Consider the following 20,679-nt stretch of genomic DNA (forward strand, 5'->3'; position numbering starts at 1 on the left):
GAAGATTAGATAGGAGCGATACGAACATGCGGTATTATCATGTCGGTTCGGTAGAGCTGTTCCCGATGCGTCTAGGCCGCGTCGTTCGCTTGAACGACCAGCAAATCGCGGTATTCCGAACGACGGAGGGCAAACTGTACGCCTTGGAGAACCGCAGTCCGGGTCCGAAGGGCGGTACGATCGTGGAAGGCATCGTAGCGGGCGAAGTGCTGTACGATCCGATTTGCGATTGGAAGATCGGGCTGCCGGACGGTTGCGTGCTCCCTCCAGATGAAGGCAAGGTGCGAAGTTTCCTCGTGGATATTCGCGATGGCGAAGTATACGTCGGCATGGAAGAATAACGGAAGTTAAGGAAGGAGTAGCGTTCATGGCCCAATTGAACGGGAGAAAAATCTTAATCGCGGGCTCGCAAAAAATAGACGAAATGTCCGAGCTCATCCGAAAGCACGGAGGCGTTCCGGTCGTGCGTCCGCTGCAGGGCTTAACCTACGCGGACGAGACCGCGGTCGACGAAGATATCCGGCGTTTGGTTGCGACCGGCGCGGACTGGCTCGTTTTTACGACCGGCATCGGGTTTGCTTACCTTCGCGAGCGCGCGGAATCGCTTGGCCTTCTAGCAGCCTTTACGGACCTGCTGCGTACCGCGAACGTAGCCAGCCGAGGTTATCGAACATTCGCATTTTTGAAAAATCTGGGCGTTCAGCCGGAGGTCATCGCGGACGATGGGTCGCTTCGCAGCGTCGCCGACAAACTAGCCCAAGTCGATTTGAACGGTAAACGCGTATGGATCCAATTGCATGGGCAAGCCCATTCCGAAATCGCCGACTTCGTGCGGTCACGGGGCGTAAGCAAGCTTACGCTCTCCCTTCCCTACCACTATCAACCGCCTGAACCGGGAACGCTGTCCGACGCTCTGCGCGAGATTCAGGCTGGCGAAGTAGACGCCGTATGTTTCACGACTCGTGCGCAAATTGCGTATTTATTCGAATATGCCCGCGAAATCGGAGCGCATGAAGACCTTATTCGGCAATTCGACGCGAACGTGTTGGCCGTCGCCGTCGGGAAGGTTACGGCCACGGGCTTGAAGGAGGAAGGCGTGCGCCGGGTTATCGTGCCCGACGTGGAACGTTTGGGCGGCATGCTAGTCGAGATCGCTAGATATTACGAGAAGCATGCCGTAAGCATCGGAACGTGATTAGCAATCGTGTGGGCGTGCGAGCGCCAGATCATCCGGATACGAGCCCTGTCGCGGGGGATTCGGAATGCCGTCATCCGATTAAGGAGGGCGGCTTTTTGGCGTTGGATTATAACCATATTCTTCCAAGTCAGATGTGAGATGCATCACATTCAACCAGATAGGGCCGCTCTATAATAAAACCATGCAAGTGAGCTTCTTACATGAAGGAGGACTTCATCATGACATCCATCCACGTACATGGCAAACACCTTACGGTAACTCCGGCACTTCAAGAATACGCAGACCGAAAAATCGGGCCCGCGCAAACTTGGTTCGACGAACCGGTGTCCATTCACGTATCGCTCTCCGTACAAGGACATAAGCAGGAGAACGCCGTAGAGGTGACGATCCCTTATCACAGCATGGTATTCCGTGCGGAGGTCAGGCATGTTGATATGTACGCCGCCATTGACGAGGTTGCCGACAAAATAGAGCGGATCTTACGCAAATACAAAGAACGCGCGCGCCGCAAACTTAGAGCTCAAAGCCGGGCACTTGCGCATCACCTGCAGCAAGGAAGAGCGGTTCCCGTTGCCGTGGAGGAAGCTGATGATGATTTCCCGATCATGAAAGTGAAGCGAATCGACATGAAGCCGGTCGACATCCAGGAAGCGATTCTGCAAATGAACATGACGGACCATTCCTTCCACTTGTTCCATAACCGGGAGACCAACCGAATGGAAGTCGTCTATCGCCGCAAGGATGGTACGTACGGACATCTCCTGGCCGAATAAGGCAGCGTATGTACGATGAGGCAGCATGAAAGGCGTTTGCTCCATGAGGAGTAAGCGTCTTTTTTTGCTGTCGGAAGGTAATGGACTCAACATCACTTCGCTCCCTTGGTGTGACAAAACTCACATCGTAGACGATCCATTTCAACTAGACTAAGGATATTCATCATAGAGCGAGGGGATCAACACCATGACGTACATCACGCGTTCGCTGCGCGCCAAATTAGTCTTAATGACGCTTTTCATTATCGTCATGCTGCTTGTTATTATTGCGGCTGTAACCCAATATCAAATCAAGGAATCGATGCACCAAGTTTATTCGGATCGGGTAAAGGCAGTCTCACAGCTAGGTTACAATTGGATGGACCAGAAATATCCCGGATCATGGTCCGAGAAGGACGGCGTGCTGTATAAAGGGACGACGCGGATGAACGATAACGCTGAATTCCCGGACCAAATGAGCCAAATCACCGGCGGCGCGGTAACCCTCTTTCTCGGCGATACCCGCGTATCGACCAATATTATGCAGGAAGGCAAGCGCGTCATCGGAACGAAGGCGGAACCGCACATTGCCGAGCAGGTACTTCAGCAGAATGAGCCCTATCTGGGCAAAGCGCAGATTGTGGGGACGGATTACTTAACCTACTATGTTCCGCTCCAGGACGAGCAAGGTAAGACCATCGGCATGTGGCTAGTGGGACCGAAAATAGCCGTTATCGAGAAGTATGTCTCTTCCACGACCACGATGATCTTCCTCTTTGCGGGAATCGGCAGCGTGATCGCAGTCATCCTTTGCTTCGTCATCCTAAGCCATCTCCTTCGTCCGTTGAAGTGGATGGAACGGCAATTGAAGGATATTGCGGATGGCGAAGGGGACTTGACGCGCACGATTCACACGAAGAGCAAAGATGAGATCGGCCGTCTGGCTGGCTCTTTTAACCGGATGCTTGAGAAACTTCGGGACATGCTGCTCCGCATCGGCGAAACATCCGACCAGGTTGCGGCATCCTCGGTTCAGCTGGCAGCCAGCGCGGATCAAACCGGTAAAGCGACCGAGCATATCGCCGTAACCGTCCAACAAGCAGCAGCAGTCGCCGATGCGCAAAGCGCCGAAACGGCAGCCGGGCTCACGATGATGCATTCACTGACCGGCGAGCTTGCAAGCGTCAACCAGTATGCCGTTGAGGTAACGGAGAATTCGCAGCAAGCTGCGCAGCGGGCGGAAAAAGGATGGTATGTCGTCGAGCAGGCGAACCATCATATGGAAGATGTTAGCGGAAAGGTAACGACCCTCAATGAAGCGATGGTCCGGCTGCACGAGCGTTCCTCCGCAATCGGCGGTTGCGTAGACGTTATCGCCGAAATTGCGGCGCAGACGAATCTGCTTGCCCTGAATGCGGCCATCGAGTCGGCGCGGGCCGGGGAGCATGGCAAAGGTTTTGAGGTCGTCGCGCATGAGGTTAAGAAGCTGGCTGAGCAATCAGCGCGCTCCGCTCATGAAATCAGCGGAATTATCCGCGACTCGCAGCGCGAAACCCAGCTCATGATGAACGTCGTCCAGTCCGTTAATGGGGAGGTCACTCAAGGGGCGGCCGCTGTCCTGCAAGCATATGAGGTATTCCGCGACATTCACCAGTCCGTTCATGCCGTATCGAAGCAGATCGAGCAGATCAATAGGTCAGCGGCGCAGATGACCCAAGATTCGTCTCGCATGTTGAGTACGATTCAATCGATTTCGGCGTCAGCCGAACAAGCGGCAGGCGGCGCCCAGAATGCATCCGCCGCGACGGAAGAGCAGCTGGCGTCGATGGAGGAAATCCAAGCATCCGCCGCCTCGTTGTCCCATATGGCGGAGGAGCTGCAATCCTTGATCGGTAGATTCACCGTTTAATGCGTGCCAATAGACTTCACCCATTTGATCGTGTTCAAGTTTTTCTTGAGCGCAATGGTCAAGCAGGGTGAAGTCTTTTACTGTTACGGGTAAGCATATATTACTCGTGTGATTTTGATCACATCGCCTTCTAGAAATTCATGGTAACTTTTACATATGAGCTGGATCACAACTCTTGGGACCTTGAATCGGCGCGTTGGGCAAATTAATCACAGGAAGTCCGATTGATTCAATTTCGCAACGGGTATGAATGGCTGTCGGTTATCTGGCAGATAAGCATAGAAACGAGGGAAGGCCTATGGAAGTCGAAGCGCTGCGGTCGGTCGAGCAGCTGGCGCTCAAAAAGTTCAAGGTATTCAAGCAAAGCCGAGTCCGTTATATCGCAAGATCGGCGTTAGCCAGCATGTTTATCGGGTTTGGCGTCATCGTCGCTTTCAAGACCGGAAGTTTTTTTTACAACGAACATTCGCCCTTTACGTACCCGATGGCCGCGCTGACGTTCGGCGCAGCGATCATTCTGATCGCTTACGGGGGAGGCGATCTGTTCACGGGCAACACGTTCTACTATACGTACGCGGCTTTCCTTCGCAAACTGAAGTGGTCTCAAGTCGTTCAGCTGTGGGGATTGAGTTACGTCGGCAATATGATCGGGGCGGCCTTCTTCGCTTTCATGATCTACACGACAGGGCTGTTCGCGGACGAATCGGTGAACGCTTTTCTGCTTAGCGTCGTCGAGAAGAAAATGCATCTGCCGACGATGCAGCTGTTTTTCCGGGCAATCCTGTGTAACTGGCTGGTCTGCTTGGCGTTCTTTATCCCGATGGCGCTGAAGGGCGATGGGCCCAAGATGTTCGCCATGATGCTGTTCGTATTCTGCTTCTTCATCTCGGGTTATGAACATAGCATCGCGAACATGTGCACCTTCGCCATAGCGCTCGTGCTTAACCATCCGGGTACGATATCGCTTGGAGGCGTGCTGCACAACCTTATACCGGTTACGTTAGGAAACTTGATCGGCGGTTCAATTCTAATGGCTTATATGTACTACTACGTTAATAAACCGTACTTGGAAGAGTAGGATCGGATTAATTAACCAAATGAATGGGAGAGTGTTACTTATGGAAAAGAACAAAACGAAAATCGTCGTTATCGGTGTCGGGGCCGTCGGCGCTACGACAGCTTACACGCTGCTGCTCCGCGAAAGAGCGGACGAACTGGTGTTAATCGACGCGAATAAGAACAAAGCGGTCGGCGACGCGATCGACATGAATCACGGCTTGCCGTTTCTCGGGAAAACCAAAGTGTGGGCCGGGGACTACGAGGACTGCCGGGGAGCCGATATCATCGTCATTACGGCTGGCGCTGCGCAGCGGCAAGGGGAAACGCGGATCGATCTGCTCAAACGCAATGTCGGGATCTTCGAGAGCATCATGACCGAGGTGCTCAAGTATAATCAAGACGGAATTATTCTGATTGCCTCGAACCCGGTCGACATAATGAGCTACTTCTCCTGGAAAAAATCGCAGTGGCCGGTTGAGCGCATTATCGGTTCCGGTACGCTGCTCGACAGCGCACGCTTCCGTTATTTGATCGGGGAGGAGCTGGACATCGACCCGCGCAGCGTGCACGCCCACATTATTGGGGAGCATGGGGATTCCGAGCTTCCGCTATGGAGTCTGGCCAACATTGCGGGCACACGGTTGAAGCTCTCCGATGAGCAAAAAGAACAAATCTTCTTAAATACCCGTGATGCGGCGTATGAGATCATCCAGGCGAAAGGCGCAACCTACTATGCGATTGCGCTCGCGCTCGACCGCATTTGCACGGCGATTCTTCGCGACGAAGGAGCGGTACTGAACGTATCGACGCTGCTGAAAGACTACCACGGCGTATCGGATGTTTATCTGGGCGTGCCTTGCATCGTCGATCGAAACGGGGTTCGCGAGGTGCTGGAGCTAGAGATTACCGAGGAAGAGAAAACGCTGCTGCACCGTTCGGCCGACAAGCTGAAAGGGCTTATCCAAACCATAGACGTCTAATAGAAAAGAGAAGTGTTATTAAGAAAAGCCGCGCATCTGCGGCTTTTTTTTGTATAGTCGCTGTCCGATACGGAAATCGTAAAGGGTGGAATTCGATTTATTCCTGGCGGAAGAAGCCGAATTCGTATGATCAAGTCAACCAGAGCGTTCTGGTTGACTTTTTTGCGCTGTCTTCGCAACGCTCCGTTCCGCGCAGATTCGTTGAATACATCACAAACGGATGAGGATTGGAAATGGCTTCGAAGCCAAGCGCAATGGTAAGGTTGAAGAAGAATAGCGGTCAAGGGGGCATGAACGTGGAGAATGCGCTTCAACAGTTGAAAGTCAGCGCTAATGGGAGATTTATCGTCAAAACGGACAACTCGCCGTTCTATTGGCTGGGGGATACCGCTTGGGAGTTGTTTGCGAGATTAGATAAGGAAGAAGCCGACTATTACTTGCGGACTCGGGCAGAGCAGGGCTTCACGATCGTGCAAGCGGTGGCATTGGCCGAGCTTGACCAATCGGATCCGACGGGGAATATATATGGGCGCCATCCGCTGCTGCTGGGCGATAACGGCCACCCTGATCCGGAGCTGCCGGATGTGTCGGGGGATTATTCGTACTGGGCGCATGTCGATTACATCATCGATCAGGCGAATGCGCTTAGCATGTATGTCGCCTTGCTCCCGACGTGGGGCAATCGGTTTCATAAATGGCCTTTCGACGACGGCGCGGAAATTTTCACGGTGGAAAATGCCTTTACGTACGGGAAGTGGATCGGCGAGAGGTACAAATCCGTGCCGGGCCTCGTTTGGGTGCTTGGCGGAGACCGCCCCTTACATACGCGGCGCCATTTTGAAATTATTGCCAGTATGGCGAGGGGAATAAAGGAAGGTGATGGGGGAGCCCATCTGATTACCTTCCATCCGACGGGGCCCGACAGCTCCTCCAGACAACTTCATGAGGAGCCTTGGCTCGACTTCAACATGGTCCAATCCGGGCATCTGGACACGAAGCTGACCAATTATCAACTCGTTCTCGCCGATTATGAGCGGCTTCCGGTCAAACCCGTGCTGGACGCTGAGCCATGCTACGAAGATTTGCCCATCGGCTTCAAGCCGGAGAACGGATACTTCGATGCGGTCGATGTTCGCAAGGCCGCTTATTACGCCATGTTGTCAGGCGCGTTCGGCCATACCTACGGCCACCATTCGGTGTGGTCCATGTGTGATGGGCATTACGCAACGGTGAAGTTTAATGAGCCTGGAACGTTCTTCATCATGAGCTGGAAGGAGGCGCTTCATCGGCCGGGAGCCGAGCAGATGCGGCATGTCGCAGCATTGTTTCAATCCCGCAATTTGCTGGACCTGGTTCCGGATCAATCCTTGATCTCGGGTAATCTGGAAGGAATCAGCTACCGGGTCGCAGCGCGGGGGCGCGACTATGCTTATATTTATTGCCCGAATGGCTTGTACGTGAATGTGGTCATGGGCAAGATCGAAGGGCAATCCGCGGAAGCCAGTTGGTTCAATCCGAGGGACGGCAGCTACGTCGTCGCTGGCCGATGCCCGAATGAGGGCATTCGCCGATTCACCGCTCCGGCAAGCGGCAGAGACAACGATTGGGTGTTATGTCTGGATAGCGGAGGAACGGCATGAAGGAGCTGAAGGCGCACGATTTGCGTTGTGAATACCGAACGAATCCGATCGGCCTGGAGACCGTACGTCCTCGGCTAAGCTGGAAGCTTGCCGCCTCGGGAAGGGGGATTCTGCAGTCAGCTTACCAGATTCAGGTTGACGAATCGGCGGATTTTCTAGAACCGATGTGGGATTCAGGCAAGGTGGAGAGCGATCAATCCGTACATGTCGAGTACGGAGGAGTAGAACCCAAGCCGCGTACCCGATATTGGTACCGCGTTAAGGTGTGGGACCAGGCTGATCGGGAATCGGCATGGTCTGATGCGGCGTATTGGGAGATGGCATTAGGCGGCATCGGCGAATGGCGCGGCGTATGGATTACGCCTCCGAACATCGACGGCAAGGCGGGTGAAACGCCAGATTATTTGCGCAAGGCTTTCAACGTGCAAGGGCAGCTCGCAAAAGCCAGATTATATGCAACGGCGCTTGGCGTGTACAAATTGTATGTGAACGGTCGACAGGTGGATGACAGCCTGCTCGCGCCAGGGTGGACCAGTTACCGCAAGCGCCTTCAGTATCAGACCTATGACATAACGCACTTGGTGCAGCCAGGTGGTAATGCAATCGGAGCCATACTAGGAAACGGCTGGTATATGGGTTATCTGGGATGGGAAGGCGCCAACCGGTTTTACGGGGAAGAACGGGCGCTGCTTGCGCAGCTTCACCTTACTTACGCGGATGGGCGGGAGGAGCTCGTCGCCACCGACGGGACATGGCAATGCGGCAGAGGCGGCCTCCTGAAGTCGGAGCTCTATTTTGGCGAATGGTTCGACGCCAGGGCAGAGCCTGAGGGTTGGAGTACGCCTCGCTTCGAAGCGGCAGATTGGAGTCGGGTTTCTCTTCCCTCATACGATATGGATCGATTGGCCGCCCAAGAGAACGAGCCGGTTCGGATGATCGAGAAGCTGCATCCCATAGCCGCGTTCGTGACGCCTCGAGGCGAAAAGGTATTGGATATGGGGCAGAACATGGTCGGCTGGATGCGTTTTCGGGTTACCGCCAGTCCAGGATGCACGATCACCTTAAGGCATGCCGAGGTGCTGGATGAAGCAGGCAATTTCTACACCCTCAATCTTCGCACTGCCCTCCAGGAAGTCCGCTATATTTGCAAAGGAGAGGGTCAGGAATCATTCGAGCCGCTATTCAGTTTTCAAGGCTTCCGATATGTTGCCGTCGAAGGCTGGCCTTCCGCCGAATGGTCGCTCGAGAGTGTCGGCGGGATCTTTGAGGGCTGCGTAATCCACACCGATATGGAGCAGACCGGCAGATTCTCTTGCTCCGATGAACTGCTCAATCAGCTGCAGCGCAATATCGTATGGGGGCAGCGCGGCAATTTCCTGGAGATCCCGACGGATTGCCCGCAGCGAGACGAACGGCTCGGCTGGACAGGCGACGCGCAAGTATTCATCCGGACGGCTGCTTTTCAGTACAATGTGGCCCCGTTCTTCACGAAGTGGCTCAAAGACCTCGCGCTGGATCAGCTTCCGGATGGCGGCGTGCCGCATGTCGTGCCGGATTTGCCTTTCTGCGGATACAATTCATCGGCGTGGAGCGACGCTGCGGTGATCTGTCCTTGGACCTTATATCAATGTTATGGGGACGAACGAATGCTCCGCGATCAGTATCCAAGCATGAAAGCCTGGGTGGAGTATGTTTACGCGCAGGGCGACGACAGGTTTTTGTGGAATACCGGGTTCCACTTTGGCGATTGGCTGGCGCTTGATGGCACCGACGGGAGACCGATCGGCTCCACGCCGAAGGACCTTATTGCAACCGCTTACTACGCGCATTCCACGCGTCTGCTCGCGAATGCGGCAACGGCGCTCGGCTTCTTGGACGATGCTCGAAAATATGAGGATTTGCATCGCAATGTTGTCGAAGCTTTCCGCAGCGAATTCGTGACGCCGAGCGGGAGAATCGCCTCCCCGACGCAGACGGCTCATGTGATTGCGCTCATGTTCGACTTGCTGGCCGAAGCGGACCGACCACGGGCGGCGCAATGGCTGGCCGCGCATATACGGGATAAGCAGGTGCATCTGACGACCGGGTTTGTGGGAACGCCTTACATCTGCCATGTGCTATCGCGATTCGGCTATCACGACCTCGCCTGCGAACTCGTTCTGCAGCGGGAATATCCTTCATGGCTTTATTCCGTAACGAAAGGAGCGACGACGGTCTGGGAACATTGGGACGGCATTAAGCCCGACGGCACGATGTGGAGCGAAGAGATGAATTCCTTCAACCATTACGCGTTTGGGGCAGTGGGGGACTGGTTATACCGCGCACTGGCAGGACTCGATCAAGAACCGGAAGTCCCTGGCTATAAGCGGATCCGGATCCGTCCCCGGCCCGGTCCGGGTTTGACGAATGCGGAAGCCGTCTATGCGTCGATGTACGGTACGATCCGCTCTTACTGGTCAATGGGGGATACCGGCATCTTGGAGCTGGACGCCGATATTCCGCCGAATACGACGGCAACCATCATCCTTCCGGACGTACGGACAGATCGGATCACCGAATCGGGTATGTCGCTTGAATCGGCAGATGGGATTCGTGTCCTGCACGCTTCCGAAGCGGAATTGAGATTGGAAGCGGGATCGGGCTCCTATCATTTCCGGGCGCAACTCCGCAGCGAATAGATAGGGGAGGTGATGAACGGGCAGCTAGCAGGCATCGCAACTTTGCGAATTTTCCATTGCATATGAGTAGGGAAATATGAGAGGAGCGAAAGGTATGACGAGAAGGCGCTTCAAGAGTCTGTCGGTACTGGTCGCGTTAATGCTTGCGGCATCCTTATGGGGAGACGCAGGCCAACCGAGCCAAACCGTTTTTGCACAGGATCGAGCTCCATCTGAATTCCAGGTCAGTACATTCGAGTCGGCGGATGAGGGATGGGCGTTCGGCAACGGATCCGAGTTCCCAGGGGCTAAAGGCGAATTTCAAGTCGATCATACGGAAGTTTATGCGGGGTCTGGCTCAGGTAAGCTTGTCGGAGACTTTGCCGGAGGCGGCGAATATGTGTCCATCCTGAAGCCGCTGCCCTCGCTGGATTTGGATGAGTTTCGCCTTCAGGTGAAATCGCGGGAGCTAAGCGCTCTCGTCCTGCGGGTGATGGATCAAACCGGCCAATGGCATCAGCAGCAGCTGAAGCTTCAGGACGGCGGCGAATGGCAGACTTTAACGGCGGAATCGCTTGATGCAGGCGTGAATGCATCGCATTGGGGCGGCGCGAATGACGGCGTATGGCACGGTCCCGCCCAGAATGTGATGCTGCTGCTGAATCGAAGCGCCTTGAAGGAAGGATTGACTTCCGGTACGGTATTCTTCGATCAAATTACCGCTCTCACCGACTCTGAACCCGTCGTGATCAGGCAGTCTGTCCTTGGAAATGTATTCTCGGGAAGCCCCGCTTCGTTCACGATTGAAAGCGATCCCGGAAACCGGCTGATATGGACGGTGACCGACTTCTGGGGGAAACAGGTCGCCTCTTCGGAAGTGAATATTACTCAAGCGTCTACGGCAATCAGCTTGCCGAAGCTCGCGACCGGCTATTACCACTTCCATGCGGAAGCGTGGAAGGGCGATACGCTGCAAGGCTCCGCCGAAAACACGTTTACGATTATTCCGCAAGCGAAGGTGACGGATGCGGATTCGCCTTTTGCCGTGGCCACCCATTTTGGTCAGAGCTGGAATACGGATATGATTCCGCTTATCAAGGCCGCAGGCTTCAGCGCGATTCGCGATGAGATGGACTGGGGGGCGGTCGAACAGGCGAAGGGCGTATACAGCTTTGACGGCAAGTTCAACAACTACGAGCAAGAGCTTCGGAAGCACGGGACTGATCCGTTCGTCCTGCTATCGTACACCAACCCTCATTATGATCAGAACAGCACGCCTTATACCGACCAAGGCCGTCAAGGGTTCGCTAGCTACGGGACAGCCGTGCTGAACGCATTCCCGGACACGCGATGGGTCGAAGTTTACAACGAATTCAACATCGAGTTCGGCGATCGCGGCGACGGACCTGCGGACTCTTTGCCCGAATATTATTACAAGCTGCTGAAAGAAACGTATTTGACGCTTAAGGCAGCCGATCCGAACGTAACCGTTGTCGGCCCCGCTACGGCTAACATGCCGTGGGATTGGCTTGAAGAGCTGTTCAAGCTCGGCGGGCTGGATTATATGGATGTCGTATCCATCCATCCTTACCGGTATCCGATATCGCCGGAAACCATAGAGCTGGACGTGACCCGGCTCGATCAATTGATCCGGACTTATAACAACGGGAAGTCCAAGCCGATCTGGGCTTCGGAGCTGGGTTGGCCGACACAGCTGGATTCGCGCGGCATAAGCGAAGAGACGCAGGCTTCCTATATCGTGCGCGCCAACGCCCAGTCGCTGGCCAGCGGAATCGATAAAGTATTCTGGTATGATTTTATGAACGACGGCCTGGATCCCAATTATAACGAACATAATTTCGGTATTGTCCGGAATGCGGACAGCGCCCTGGGCAAATATGCCCCGAAGCCGGCCTATACGGCGTTTGCCATCATGACGCGGGAGCTGGACGGGTTGAATTTCGCCGGGAAAGATCCTGTAACCAAGGGACTCTATAGCTACCGGTTCGAGCAAGAAAAAGGGAAAGAGAAGGATACCGTCCGCGTAATGTGGTCGGAGGAGACGATGCAAGTCGCTCTGCACACCCGATCGAGCTTGACCGTCACGGACATTATGGGCGTTATGACCGAACTTAAGCCGGACGCTGACGGCAAGGTGTATCTCACTCTATCCGGCATGCCGGTTTATGTGAAAGGGAAGGTGGAGAGCGTCTCCCTGAACGACCGATTCGCCATTAGCAATGAAGGCGGAATTCCCGGCGAACAGGTCCACGTGACCTTGACTGTCGATAATACGTTGCAAGGGACGAAAGCGTTGAAAGGCCGATTCGAAATCAACGGGGTTTCCGTTCCGTTGACTGTAAAAGCCGGCGAAGCCGCGCAGGCGACCGTAAGCTTGCCGTCCATTCCCAACAGCCAACGCGTCACCGGAACCATTTATTCCAACGATAAGCCGATTGGTCTCGTTACGAGCGAGATCGATATGATCGAACCGTTGGCTTATCATATTCGCCATGTTCGCAGCGATGACGGAGATGCGGTCAGAATCAGCATCACCAACCGCCAGTCGAAGGACTATAAGCTGAACTCGATTCAATGGCGTATCGGAGAAAGCTCGGGAACGGATAACAGGGGACTGACGGTCGCCGCCCGCTCTGAAGGTCATCTGGACATTCCGGTTAACGGGCTCGTTCTGAACAATCCCGCTGCGCTGAGTTTGACGCTGTATGCGGAAGGCGAGGCGCCTTACTCGCATGAAGGCACTTTGATCGGCGTAGACCCCGCAGCTCTCATAGGCATTCCGAGGGGAAGCTATGTCATCGACGGAGAGGCCGATGCCGATGCGGGAGTGCCGCTGGCTGACCTCGCGAAGGACGGAACCGTGCGCATCAATGCATACGGGGGCGCCGACGATCTGAGCGGCGAGGTTCGCTTGGCCTACGATGAGGAATATCTGTATCTCGCCGCCAATATTAAGGACGATACACAGGCGCAATCCGAGACGGCCGGCAGAATCTGGATGGGGGACAGCGTACAGATCGCCTTGTCGCAAGGCGCTCCCGGCGAACAACAGCGTTGGTCCGAGCTCGGATTGGCGCTAACCCCGGAAGGCCCGCAGTTGTACAGATGGTCAGGCGGATTAGGCGAGCAGCCTGGCCTGATCGGGAACGCTCAGATTCAGGTCAAACGGGACGAAGCTTCCAAGTTGACCGTCTATGAATTGGCATTGCCTTGGTCGGAGATCACCCCTATAGGGCCAGACGACACGATATTGGGCTTTTCCTTCCTCGTGAACGACAATGATGGTCAAGACCGCAAAGGATATATCGAATGGGGCAGCGGGATCGGAGCGGAGAAGAGCAGCGCTCTATTCCATGCCATGAAGTTGTTGCCATAATTCCGTAAGGGGCAGTCTCCCGAAAATCAACTTTCGGAGCGCCCCTTTTTTTCTACATTTGTCGATGAATAAAAGGAAATGCAAACGCTTCCCTGAATGTATTAGATAATGGATGAAGAAAGAGGGGATCAGGATGTATACGATTATGGTCGTGGACGACGAGGCGATCGTATGCCAGAGCATTAAGGAACTGCTGGAGCAGGCGGATCTGCCAGTGTCCCAAGTGCTAACGGCGTACAACGGCTACGAAGCATTGGACTATCTGCGCATGGAATCCGTGGACCTGGTGCTCACCGATATTCAGATGGACGGGATGAGCGGCATTGAGCTGATGGAATCGATTTTGTCGGAGCAACCGAATATTCCGGTCGTGGTCATATCCGCCCATGACGAGTTCGAGTATGCGCAAAAGTGCATTCGGCTTGGCGCGCGAGACTATTTGATCAAACCGGTGCTGCTTGAGCATTTGACAAGCGTTGTCAGGCGGGAACTGGCGAAACGCCATGAAAAATATCATCTGCTGCTCGAAGATTCGCTTAAGCTCAAGTTCTCCATGTCCGGCATGGCCTCCCTTCGCACTTACATACTCAATGAAATGCTTGCCGGTCCGCTCGAGCAAACGGACGATTACGAATTTATATTCGAGCAGATCGGCGTACAGCTGCATGGGCCGGAATTTGCGGTTGCGGTCATCGATTTGCTCTGGGGGGATAAAGCCTTTTCCCTTCGCGACCGCAATCTGTTGAAATATGCGGCCGTTAATATCGCGGAGGAAACGCTGAAAGATCTGAACGCCGTCGCTTACTACGGTCAGGGGAACCGAATCAATATCATTCTGCAACTCAAGGATCCGGAACGTTCGTTGACCCGCACGGAACGGATGACGAAGCTGAATGTGATGGGCAAGGCATTAGCCGAGAATGTAAGCGATTATTTGCATCTGGACGCGATCGTCGGCATCAGTCCGTTCAAGCATGGCCTAAGCTCCCTGACCGGTTGTTACTCCGCAGCGTCGGATGCAGCCAAATGGCATGGGCTGTACGGTAGTCAGCGCGTGTTCTATTCCGAAGATTTCACGCTTCGGGAAGCGCAAGTGAAAGTGAACTGGCAAGAGAAAACGAACTTGCTCGCGGAGTGGCTTGAACTCGGCCGCAAGGGAGGCGAGAGCGAAGAACCGATACACCGGTTCATCGAAGACATGGCGCCTGTCTTCGAGACCGGAGATTCAACGGCGGGCATACCGCTCAGCGTCGCCTACCGGGTCTATTCCTCGCTGCTCGACATGCATACGATCGTAGGTGACGGCTATAAAGCGCTGGACCCGCTCACTTACTTCCGGTTTCCGATGTCCGGCCCGGAGCTCAAGAAACGGATGACCGATTATTTGTTAGCGGCGGCCAGGCTGATTCGCGTCGCCATGACGAACCAGGATCAAGCTTTCGTCAAGAAGGCGACGGCTTATATTCGTTCGCATTACCAAGACAAGGGCTTGAAGATCCAGGATATTGCCGAAGAAGTGCACTTAAGCCCCAATTATCTTAGCTGCTTATTCAAGCTCGTGACGGATGAGACGGTATGGGACTTCGTCACAAGGCTTCGGATGGAGGGGGCCATGCAGCTATTGCTCCATACGCAGAAGAAACGCTATGAAATCGCGGACGAAGTCGGGTATGAGTCGCCTGAACACTTCAGCAGGGTATTCAAGCGGTATTACGGCAAAAGTCCAAGCGCCGTACGCGGATAAGAGAAACGCTCGGGTCAGAGCAAGTATTGGGGGGCAGCATGCTAAAGACGATAAAAGATCAAAAGTTGATGAATCGCGCGCTCAGGTTTGTCATTGCATTCCTGATTCTACCGTCCCTCTTCATCTTCTGGTTCGCGAACAGCCGGGCCTCCATCGCCATTCAGGAACAGGCCGGCGCAGCCTTGCTGGAGCTCAATCGGCAAAATCATGCCACGATCAACCGGCGTTTGGATGCCGTCGATGCAACGATGGTATCCATCATGTCGACCCAACAGGTTCAACGTTGGAGCGCTCAGAAGGAACTTCTGCTTCGCGATCGGGTAAACACCTACATGTCTACGGAAAAATTGCTCATGGACTCCTCGAGGGGGGTCAAATTCTCGCTCTTCCTATTGACCGATAACCCACAGGACTATTCCTTCGCGCCCAACACCGAAATATCGTCGAACGGCGTTTTTTTCATCAAGCCGTCTACCATACAGCCCTGGCTGCAGCAGGCGCTCGATCACGGAGGGGCAGGCGCGGTTCAGTTCGTGAACGGGTTCGGCTTTCAGCGGGAACCTGCGACAACGATTGCTTATTTACGGGCCGTGGTCGACATATCCGACTACGACAACCGCGCGTTCGGCGTGTTTGTCGCGACCGAGATGGAGTCGGAGCTGCAGGCAGAGCTCAATGCCCGGTCTTTGCCGAAATCGACAGAGGTTTATCTGACCAATACGAACGGCAATGTGCTCGCCGGTTCGAGTTCCATCGCTTCCTCTTATTTTGTGCCGGAGGGGGGAAAGCAATTGATGGATAACATCCGGGTGACGGACGACACCATGTATCTGTTCACCGATAGTTCCGCCTACGGCACGCGGCTTGTCTATCAAATTCCGCTTGATTCGCTGATCGGAACCCACCGCAAATTGCAGCAGATTATCCAGATTGCCGCTTTGGGTTATTTTATCGTCCTATCGGCCTTTCTCTTCTTGTTCGGCAGGTCGATCCTCCGTCCCGTGTCTCGCCTCGTTCGATTAACCCGCTCCTTCGAGCCGGGCATCGTGCCGGTAGAAAGCAAAGAGGTGAAGCGGCAGGATGAAATCGGGTTCTTGTTCCGGGCATTCTACAACATGATGGAACGGCTCAATCAATTGGTGAAGGAAAAATACGTGATGGAGATCAAGCAGAAGGAATCCGAGCTTACGCTGATGCATTCCCAGATCACCCCTCACTTGTTATATAACACGCTCGATTCGATCTATTGGTTCGGCCTTCGCGGAGGGGTACCGGAAGTGGCCGGGATGGTGCGGGATTTGTCGATCGTGCTGCGGATCGGTCTGAGCAAAGGCAAGGAAATCATTCCTTTACGGGAAGAGATTACGCATATGGAAGCCTATTTGCATCTGCAAGAGAAGCGATATAATCACTCCTTCCAATTCCGCACGTTGGTGGAAGAAGATGTCCTGGAGTATCTGGTGCCCAAGGTCATCATCCAGCCTCTGGTGGAAAATGCGATCATCCACGGCATCGGCAAGATGGATGGCGAAGGTGAATTGTGGATCCGAATCGGCGCGGAGGAGGACCACTTAATCATCCGGGTGGAAGATAACGGGTTCCGGCCCGTCAACCTCGCCAAGATCGAAGCTCTGCTGGCTGGGACCGCGGACAAGGATCAAGGCTTCGGGATTCGCAACGTTCATATGCGCGTCCAGTTGCGGTTCGGTCCCGAATTCGGGCTGTCGTATTCAATTCGGGAAGAGGGCGGTACGATCGCCACGATCAAGCTTCCCCTTATCCGGTCTGAGGGCGAGCCTGCCTGATATTCATGAGGAAACGTCATCATTACCATAGAAGTCGTCATGGGAAGCTTCTCCGATTCTCCTTACAATGGAGTACATAAAGAAAAGAGGAGGAACTTGCTATGTCGGCGATACCAACCGTCCAACCGACAAATCTTCATGCAGAAAAACGGATCGTCAAACGATTTCGGGATTATGCATGGGGATTTATTTTTTTACTGCCCGCCATCGTCGTGTTTTGCGTGTTCCTGTGGCTGCCGATCGCCAAAGGGATATACTTCAGCTTCATGAACGTCGATTTCGTCAAAGGAAACCTGTTCGTGGGTCTCGCTCATTACCGCGAAATTTTCCAGAGCGGCGTTGTCGCGTTGGCGGCTCGGAACACGCTGTATTACATGCTGCTCGGTCTTCTGATCGGATATTGGATTCCGAGCGTCGTGGCCATTGCCTTGTCCGAGCTCAGGTGGTTTCAGGGGTCCATGCGGCTTATCGTCTACTTGCCGAATATCGTGCCCGCCGTCGTCTTATATGGCATGTGGCAATACCTGTATGATCCGCTCGGTCCGCTCAATCAGATCTTGTCCTGGTTCGGGATCGACAAGGTGATGTGGCTCACGGATAAGGGGCTGGCCATGATTTCCATCGTCATTACCGAGTCGTGGCAAAGCTTCGGAACCGCTACGTTGATCTATCTGGCCGGCATCATCGGCATTCCGAAAGACCTGTACGAAGCGGCAGAAATCGACGGTGCCGGCGTACTTCAACGCATTCGGCATATTACGATTCCGGGGATCCGGCATTTGTACGTACTCTTGTTCATTCTGCAAATTATCGGAACTTCGCAAGGATTCATGACGCATGTGGCCTTGACGGGAGGCGGTCCGAACAACGCGACGCTGACTTATATGTACCTCATCACCAATGAGGCTTTCGTGAATCTTAATTTCGGGAAAGCGTCCGCGATGGGCGTGATCATGTTCGTCGTCATGACGACCGTGTCGATCATTCTGTATTCCATTCAAGGAAGGAGCAAGCGCGCATGAGCAAAGAAAGCCGTGAACGGTCGATCATGTCCGATACCGATTTTCGGAAGCCGCAGGTCAAAATCGGGTATGGGGTTATGCTGCTGGCGCTGGCTGCCTTGGCCTTGACGATGCTCTATCCTTTCGGCACGACGATCTTCTCTTCGCTCAAGACACGGCAGGAGGTATTCACCTATCCGCCGTCGTTCTTCCCGAAGCAACTGATGTTCGAGAATTATATGGAGGGATTCCGGTACATCGATCTCGGACGGGCCTTCGCTAATACGGCCTTGCTCTACGCCGGGAATGTTTTGATTCCGCTGACCGTGATCGGTCTGGCCGCGTTCAGCATGTCGCAGATGAAGCTGCCGTTCCGCCGAGCCCTGACGATGTTCTTCATGAGCACATTGATGATTCCTTCGGCTACGTACCTGATTCCGAGCTTTCTTAACTTGCAGAATCTAGGCCTGATCGATTCCTACTGGGCTTTCTGGCTGGCGGGCGGCGCGAATGCCTTCTCGATCATGCTAGTGAAGAGTTTCTTCGACGGTATTCATAAGGAGCTGTTCGAAGCCGCCCGAATCGACGGAGCTTCGGAGCTTCGCTGCTTCTTCCAATTGGCGCTTCCGCTGTCGAAGCCGGTATTCGCGACGTTAATGATCCTCACGTTCACGAACACCTGGAACGATTGGTATTGGCCTTCGCTCGTCATCTCGACGCCGGAGAAGCTGCCGATTGCTCCGCTGGTCTATAAGAATATCATTTCATCGATGAATATGCCGATGAATATCAAATTCAGCGTGCTGACGATCATTATGGCGCCGCCTCTTCTCTTTTTCGCTATTTTCCAGAAAAATATCGTGCACGGATTGAATTTGTCGGGCGTGAAAGGTTGATGAACGGGTCCGGTGGATCTGTCATCATCTACCGAGGATGTATCATCGCAAGGCGGAAGGCTTGGTATTAAGATGAGGATGAAGTTACCTATTGGCATAGAGGAAGGGGAAATGGAAGATGAAGAAGAGAGGTTTGGCAGCGGTTACGGTTATGCTGGCGCTTCTATTGCTGATCAGCGCATGCTCAGGCAACAATGCGGGTAACCAAGCAGGCAATCAACCGGCCAACGATTCGAAGAACAATGAAGAGAGCTCAGCCCCTCCGGCATCCGAAACGGAAGCGCCTAAGGAAGTAACCATTACCGCGCAATATGCAAAACCGGACAATCCGGTTGCGATGAGCGTAATCGATGATCGGATCGAGCGGTTCAAAGCGCTGTATCCCCATGTCACGGTCGAGAAGAACGATTGGCAATACGCGCCGCAAGAAATCGGCATTAAGATGGCAGCCAAGCAAGCGCCGTCCTTCTTCAACACCTTCGCAACGGAAGGCAATACGCTGGTGGGACGCGGCTGGGCAGCGGACTTGACGTCGTTCATGGCTAATTATCAACATGCCAACGATCTCAACCCGACGCTCACGAGCGCGTTCGAGTTTGACGGCAAGCAGTATGCGCTGCCGGATTCGGCCTATATCTTCATGGTCATGATCAACAAGAAATTGTTCGAAGCGAAGAACGTTCCGCTGCCGACGCCAGACTGGACCTGGGATGATCTGTACGAAGCAGCGAAGGCCACGGCTGACCCGGATAAAGGCATTGCAGGTTTCGCGAGCATGGCCAAAGGGCCCGAAGGCGGCTGGAACTGGACGAATTTCCTGTATCAAGCCGGCGGCGAAGCCCAGAAGGTTGAGGGCGGCAAGGTTGTGTCCACCTTCCAGTCGGAAGCAGGCGTGAAGGCGATGGAATTCTTGAAGAAGCTGAGATGGGAAGCGAACGTGCTTCCGGAGAATTGGGCATTGAACTACGGAGATACCTATAACTTGTTTAAGCAAGGCCGCGCCGCGATTGTGCTGGGCGATAGCGGCAGGATCGAAGACGCGGTCAACAACGGCGGCATGAACAAGGACGATCTGCTGCTACTGCCGATGCCGGCAATGGAAGCGGGCGGCGAGCATGTAGGCGTCCTTGGCGGCAACTATTTTATCATCAATCCGCAGGAAGCGCCGGAAGTCCAACAAGCCGCATTCGATTTCGTAACGATGGACTTCTTCTCGGATTCCGGCATTGAAGCGGTTCGTAAGGACCTTGAGGCACGAAAGGCGGAAGGCAAAATTAAAGCGCCGCCAGTGGCCGAATACTTTGATCCCAATTCGGAGTTCGGCAAGAAGATGCAAGCCTTGTACGCGGAGTATCCGGAGACGGTGTATGTGACGGATCCCGATGTTGTCGCACTGACCAAAGGCAAGCCGGAGCCCGCATATAACGCGCAGGATTACTATGCGGTCATCACCAACGTGATGCAGGAAGTGTTCATCAACAAGGATGCCGACGTTAAAGCGCTGCTGGAGCAGGCAGCATCCAAGTTCGATGCAGATGTATTGTCGAAGGTGGTAGTCGAATAACATGAAGGGGTCTCTTGGGCGAATGGCTTTTGCAGCTGTCAGCGGGAGGCCCCTTTTCTTCGGAAGCGGCATCATCC

The 20,679-nt window shown here is 54.2% G+C and carries 14 protein-coding genes; all 14 read left to right on the forward strand.

Features of this window, described 5'->3' with window-relative positions; genetic code table 11:
- The first annotated feature begins 26 nt into the window (after nt 1-26).
- Entirely contained in the window at nt 27-341 is a 315-nt protein-coding gene (locus FHS18_RS26615) for a nitrite reductase (NAD(P)H) small subunit (protein ID WP_183603425.1), read from the forward strand.
- Between the two features lie 26 nt (nt 342-367).
- Nucleotides 368-1,195: a uroporphyrinogen-III synthase gene (locus tag FHS18_RS26620; protein ID WP_183603426.1), complete on the forward strand. Its 828-nt coding sequence runs from the start codon at nt 368-370 to the stop codon at nt 1,193-1,195.
- 221 nt (nt 1,196-1,416) lie between these two features.
- Nucleotides 1,417-1,971: a ribosome hibernation-promoting factor, HPF/YfiA family gene (gene hpf, locus FHS18_RS26625; RefSeq protein ID WP_183603427.1), complete on the forward strand. Its 555-nt coding sequence runs from the start codon at nt 1,417-1,419 to the stop codon at nt 1,969-1,971.
- A gap of 187 nt (nt 1,972-2,158) precedes the next feature.
- Nucleotides 2,159-3,859, forward strand: a complete 1,701-nt coding sequence (locus FHS18_RS26630; protein WP_183603428.1) for a methyl-accepting chemotaxis protein — start codon at nt 2,159-2,161, stop codon at nt 3,857-3,859.
- Between the two features lie 298 nt (nt 3,860-4,157).
- The gene (locus tag FHS18_RS26635; RefSeq protein WP_183603429.1) at nt 4,158-4,937 is read left to right on the forward strand and encodes a formate/nitrite transporter family protein; all 780 of its coding nucleotides are present in this window, start codon (nt 4,158-4,160) and stop codon (nt 4,935-4,937) included.
- Between the two features lie 40 nt (nt 4,938-4,977).
- On the forward strand, nt 4,978-5,898 hold the full coding sequence (locus FHS18_RS26640; protein WP_183603430.1) for an L-lactate dehydrogenase: 921 nt from the start codon (nt 4,978-4,980) through the stop codon (nt 5,896-5,898).
- Nucleotides 5,899-6,131: 233 nt separating this feature from the next.
- Entirely contained in the window at nt 6,132-7,538 is a 1,407-nt protein-coding gene (locus FHS18_RS26645) for a glycoside hydrolase family 140 protein (protein ID WP_246427927.1), read from the forward strand.
- A complete protein-coding gene (locus tag FHS18_RS26650; RefSeq protein ID WP_183603431.1) occupies nt 7,535-10,216 on the forward strand; it encodes a glycoside hydrolase family 78 protein in 2,682 nt (893 codons plus the stop codon). The genes FHS18_RS26645 and FHS18_RS26650 overlap by 4 nt, the downstream gene beginning before the upstream one ends.
- A gap of 94 nt (nt 10,217-10,310) precedes the next feature.
- Nucleotides 10,311-13,592, forward strand: coding sequence for a sugar-binding protein (locus tag FHS18_RS26655; protein WP_183603432.1), 3,282 nt, complete (start codon nt 10,311-10,313; stop codon nt 13,590-13,592).
- 133 nt (nt 13,593-13,725) lie between these two features.
- Nucleotides 13,726-15,336: a response regulator gene (locus FHS18_RS26660; protein ID WP_183603433.1), complete on the forward strand. Its 1,611-nt coding sequence runs from the start codon at nt 13,726-13,728 to the stop codon at nt 15,334-15,336.
- Between the two features lie 38 nt (nt 15,337-15,374).
- Nucleotides 15,375-17,141 (forward strand): cache domain-containing sensor histidine kinase, encoded by a 1,767-nt coding sequence (locus FHS18_RS26665; protein WP_183603434.1) that lies wholly within the window; start codon nt 15,375-15,377, stop codon nt 17,139-17,141.
- Between the two features lie 101 nt (nt 17,142-17,242).
- Nucleotides 17,243-18,163, forward strand: a complete 921-nt coding sequence (locus tag FHS18_RS26670) for a carbohydrate ABC transporter permease (protein WP_183603435.1) — start codon at nt 17,243-17,245, stop codon at nt 18,161-18,163.
- Nucleotides 18,160-19,038: a carbohydrate ABC transporter permease gene (locus FHS18_RS26675; protein WP_183603436.1), complete on the forward strand. Its 879-nt coding sequence runs from the start codon at nt 18,160-18,162 to the stop codon at nt 19,036-19,038. Before FHS18_RS26670 ends, FHS18_RS26675 begins: the two co-directional genes overlap by 4 nt.
- 118 nt (nt 19,039-19,156) lie before the next feature.
- Entirely contained in the window at nt 19,157-20,602 is a 1,446-nt protein-coding gene (locus FHS18_RS26680) for an ABC transporter substrate-binding protein (RefSeq protein ID WP_246427928.1), read from the forward strand.
- Nucleotides 20,603-20,679 lie beyond the last annotated feature (77 nt).

Source organism: Paenibacillus phyllosphaerae (assembly GCF_014192105.1).
Classification (GTDB): Bacteria; Bacillota; Bacilli; order Paenibacillales; family Paenibacillaceae; genus Paenibacillus_Z; species Paenibacillus_Z phyllosphaerae.

Coding starts and splice junctions, on each gene's coding strand:
- FHS18_RS26615 (WP_183603425.1), top strand. CDS start 27: ATGCGGTATTATCATGTCGGTTCGGTAGAGCTGTTCCCGATGCGTCTA.
- FHS18_RS26620 (WP_183603426.1), top strand. CDS start 368: ATGGCCCAATTGAACGGGAGAAAAATCTTAATCGCGGGCTCGCAAAAA.
- hpf (WP_183603427.1), top strand. CDS start 1,417: ATGACATCCATCCACGTACATGGCAAACACCTTACGGTAACTCCGGCA.
- FHS18_RS26630 (WP_183603428.1), top strand. CDS start 2,159: ATGACGTACATCACGCGTTCGCTGCGCGCCAAATTAGTCTTAATGACG.
- FHS18_RS26635 (WP_183603429.1), top strand. CDS start 4,158: ATGGAAGTCGAAGCGCTGCGGTCGGTCGAGCAGCTGGCGCTCAAAAAG.
- FHS18_RS26640 (WP_183603430.1), top strand. CDS start 4,978: ATGGAAAAGAACAAAACGAAAATCGTCGTTATCGGTGTCGGGGCCGTC.
- FHS18_RS26645 (WP_246427927.1), top strand. CDS start 6,132: ATGGCTTCGAAGCCAAGCGCAATGGTAAGGTTGAAGAAGAATAGCGGT.
- FHS18_RS26650 (WP_183603431.1), top strand. CDS start 7,535: ATGAAGGAGCTGAAGGCGCACGATTTGCGTTGTGAATACCGAACGAAT.
- FHS18_RS26655 (WP_183603432.1), top strand. CDS start 10,311: ATGACGAGAAGGCGCTTCAAGAGTCTGTCGGTACTGGTCGCGTTAATG.
- FHS18_RS26660 (WP_183603433.1), top strand. CDS start 13,726: ATGTATACGATTATGGTCGTGGACGACGAGGCGATCGTATGCCAGAGC.
- FHS18_RS26665 (WP_183603434.1), top strand. CDS start 15,375: ATGCTAAAGACGATAAAAGATCAAAAGTTGATGAATCGCGCGCTCAGG.
- FHS18_RS26670 (WP_183603435.1), top strand. CDS start 17,243: ATGTCGGCGATACCAACCGTCCAACCGACAAATCTTCATGCAGAAAAA.
- FHS18_RS26675 (WP_183603436.1), top strand. CDS start 18,160: ATGAGCAAAGAAAGCCGTGAACGGTCGATCATGTCCGATACCGATTTT.
- FHS18_RS26680 (WP_246427928.1), top strand. CDS start 19,157: ATGAAGAAGAGAGGTTTGGCAGCGGTTACGGTTATGCTGGCGCTTCTA.